General features: G+C 60.7%; 3 protein-coding genes and 1 pseudogene. 1 reads left to right on the top strand and 3 read right to left on the bottom strand.

Translation table 11 applies throughout. From position 1 onward, the window contains the following. Positions 1–388, top strand: a 388-nt coding sequence (locus tag F0Q45_RS25025) for an acyl carrier protein (RefSeq protein WP_188113150.1), incomplete at its 5' end; no start/stop codon positions are given. Between the two features lie 241 nt (positions 389–629). Here the strand turns inward: F0Q45_RS25025 and F0Q45_RS25020 are convergent. The 3 genes and pseudogenes from F0Q45_RS25020 to F0Q45_RS25010 all read right to left on the bottom strand — a co-directional run. After that, positions 630–1,322, bottom strand: coding sequence for a rhamnosyl O-methyltransferase (locus F0Q45_RS25020; protein ID WP_149656447.1), 693 nt, complete (start codon positions 1,320–1,322; stop codon positions 630–632). Positions 1,323–1,731: 409 nt separating this feature from the next. Next, entirely contained in the window at positions 1,732–2,985 is a 1,254-nt protein-coding gene (locus F0Q45_RS25015; protein WP_149656446.1) for a phthiocerol/phthiodiolone dimycocerosyl transferase, read from the bottom strand. 32 nt (positions 2,986–3,017) lie between these two features. Then, positions 3,018–3,332, bottom strand: a pseudogene (locus F0Q45_RS25010) (ABC transporter permease); the annotation flags it as partial.

The following is a 3,332-nucleotide window of genomic DNA, read 5'->3' as shown; positions in this document are numbered from 1 at the left end:
CCTGGGCGCGCCATGGCTCGCCGACCTGGTGCGGCGCAGCCCCTGGGGTGAGATGTTCCGATCCAGCGGGCAAAGCACTAGGGGCCCAAGCAAGTTCCGCATGGAGCTGAGCTCCCTGCCACAAGACGAATGGCCTGCCCGGCTGCGGCGTCTGATTGCTGAACAGGCCGGTGTGATCCTGCGTCGCACCGTCGACGCCGACCGCCCATTCGTCGAGTACGGTTTGGACTCGCTGGGCATGCTCGAGATGCGTACCCACATTGAGACTGAGACCGGGATACGCCTGTCCGCCAAGGTGATTGCCACTCACAACACTGCGCGCGCCCTAGCGCAGCACTTGGCGGATACGTTGGCCGAGGAGGAGGCCGCGGCACCGGCGGCGTCCTGAGCTACCCACTAGCGCAAGGCGTTTCGCACTTCGCGGGCAAGACCTGGCCGGGTCGCTGCGTCCCCACGACTGCTCCGACACTGGTGCTGCCCGGAGCGTGGCGGCGCCGGCGGGTGATCGGGCAAGCGCAACCGGTCGCGGAAATGTGGTCAGCGCCGACTGCCGAATCAGGACTCGGCTCGAGTGCCACCGAAATGGGTAGCGATGTCGTTCGCCAGTTCGACGATGACGGTGCGGAACCCTAGGTGCGGATCAGAAATCCATTGGTCGCACACGTCCAGCCGAATTTATTCTCCCGCGCCGCATCGTGCCGGTAATCACTCGGGAATTCCTGCTCGTATGCCTCGATGGCCTCATACGGGCCCGGGCCGAACCCGGGAAGGACAGGATGCCCGTTGATGTTGGAGTCTTCCACTATTAAGTAGTCGCCGCCGGAAAGCAGAGGCCGCAGCAGTTTCATCTCGGCCAGCACATGCTTCATTGAATGATCGCTGTCCAAGATGGCGAAGATCTTGCCGGGATACTCGTCCTTTAGACGTGTGATCTGCTCAGCGACGGCTGGGACGGTGGACGACGACTCAATGAACAAAATATCGGGGTCTTGCCTGGCGGCTGGGTCCAGAGCCTTGTGGGAAATGTCCACGGACACCACTTTGAATGGCTGACCAGTATGTCTCATAACGTTGGCAAAAAAGAGCGCCGACCCGCCGTAGCGGGTGCCGAACTCGATGACCAGGGATGGTTTTAGGTCGATCAGGATCTCCTGGTAATTCCACATGTCGCTGACCGACTTCCAGCATTTAATGCCCATCCAAGTGGTCTTGTTCCACACCAAGTTCGCGTAGTACCATTTGTGGTATTCTTCCGTCGTCGAGCCGGTCGGTCGGTAAATTAATTGGGCTATGGCACTCGTTAGTTTACGAATGACTTCCATCAACCTCATGAACAATCTGTCGATGTCCAACTCGCCATCTCCTCACTGCCAGTTCCATGGTCTTTGGAATATTGGTTATTTGGCCAGTCTCATTACGAGAACCGACGGTATTGGCGCCGACTCAAATGTGGCCGCGGCTATTCGTGGGCGACAATGCCTGTTTGCACTAGTTGGCTCCGTGCGTAGCCTCTTTGGCCTCTTTGCGGCCTGGCGCCAGGGCGTGGCAGTCACTTCTTGATCGGCATGCTTGAGACGCTGCTAACGCACCGCAGGATCGTAGCAGACGGGGACGTTCATGCGCGGCGGCGAGTGTCCAACTCGAGCTAGTCGAAATGGCATTAACCTTTCTCGGTGACTTTGTGCATGGCGCCTCGTCAGCTCAGCACGAACCAGGCTGACGGCACCCGGATCACTCCATGACCCAGCCATATTGCGAGGGGACAGTGCAGAGCAGCGAACGTATCGCATCGAGGCGGTCTTGCGCCGCGATGTGCCCGTGATGCTCGATCACCATCTGCCCGCCATGTACCCCGCAGCCGTAGAAGTCGAGCGGCACGGTGATGGAACAGAAGAATTGGCCCTGAAATTCTCCCAGCTCCAAGCCCTCGGGTGTCGGGACGGGGAACGCGCTCACGTCGGTGCAGAACACAAGCGGTGGCAGCCCTTGGGGAGTTCCTTCGAAGGCCACGCCAAAGTTGAGGGCTGACTGCTGAATCAAACCGTCGGCCAGGTCTGCTCGAAATGTGGCGCCGATATCGGTTGCCAGGTCGATGATGTCGGTGTCCGCCCCGATTTCGGCGAGGTAGGTTGCCGCTCCCACGAGGTTGGTGCTTTCGGTCGGCCTTACCGGCGGGTTGAGAAAAAACCGCAGATCGACGGGATAAGCGTACGGAATGGGGACGTGCGGGGTTTTGCGCAGCTGCCACTCGGTCATCAGGATGGCCGCGGCTACCACGGTGTTCACGCTGACCCGATTCTCCCGGCTGAATGCTACGAGGTCCGCGGTCTCCTGTTCGGTGAGTCGCACCCGGGTGACCGGAACCGCTTGGGGTGAGCCAGGCTTCGCGATGAAGACCGGTTTCTCCGGAGCTGGTAAGTCGTAGGCGAACATCACCGGCATGAAGCGTTCGACACCGGAGATCCCAAGCCTCTTGACGCCCCGTTGCTCCAGCACCACCTCGAGTGACTGGGGCGCGGGCTCCGGGACCACCGGACCGGGTTCGCCGCTAGTCACCATGTTCGTGTACCGGGTGAACAGCTCTTCAAGAAGGCCGGCCCCATGGTGCCCGTCGGCGATGCTGTGGTGCAGATAAACCGTGAGCGCGGATGATTCTTCGCCGAGTGTCAACAGAACATTCAACAGGGACACGCTTTGATCAAGCCGAACTGCCGACCTTTCCGATGGCGTCCCGTTGCTGGCGTCGACCACACGTACCCCCGAGTGGAGCAGGTCGTCGGAGACGAGGTGGTAGCCGCCATCAGGGCTTGGCTCGAGGTGGCTGGCCAACACCGGGTGAGCCGCGACGAGTGCGTCGAACGCCTCCGACAGCGCGTCGACATCGACAGCGCCGTGTAGCCCGATCGACATGGACGTGAAAACCTCGTACTGCGCGAAGACTTCCTCGCTGTGGGACAGCTTTCGGATCACGGATCCGGGAAACACCTTGGACTACCGCCTTTTCACTCCATGCTGGATTACTGCGTGCTGGCCCGTCGATAGCCGATCGTCAACGGAACGGCGCATACCGCGCAGATACCCGCGGTCCAGAGCAGCACCCCGAGCATCGGAGACAGGACCGGGCCACCCGCCGATAATCCACGCATTGCCGCGACGGCGTAGCTTACCGGCTGGTGGGCAACGACCGGCTGAATCCAGCGCGGATATTGGTTCAGCGGCACCAGACCCGTAGAGAAGAAGATCGCAACGGCTTGCGTCAGCTCAACCGCCTCAACGACGACTGTTTGCGCTGTGTACAGCGCCACAGTCGTGACGATGACAGCGAATGCGAT

It is taken from the genome of Mycobacterium simiae, from assembly GCF_008370645.1.
Classification (GTDB): Bacteria; Actinomycetota; Actinomycetes; order Mycobacteriales; family Mycobacteriaceae; genus Mycobacterium; species Mycobacterium simiae_A.
This window is presented reverse-complemented; position numbering and strand designations above follow the sequence as displayed.

Coding starts and splice junctions, on each gene's coding strand:
- F0Q45_RS25020 (WP_149656447.1), bottom strand. CDS start 1,322: ATGGAAGTCATTCGTAAACTAACGAGTGCCATAGCCCAATTAATTTAC.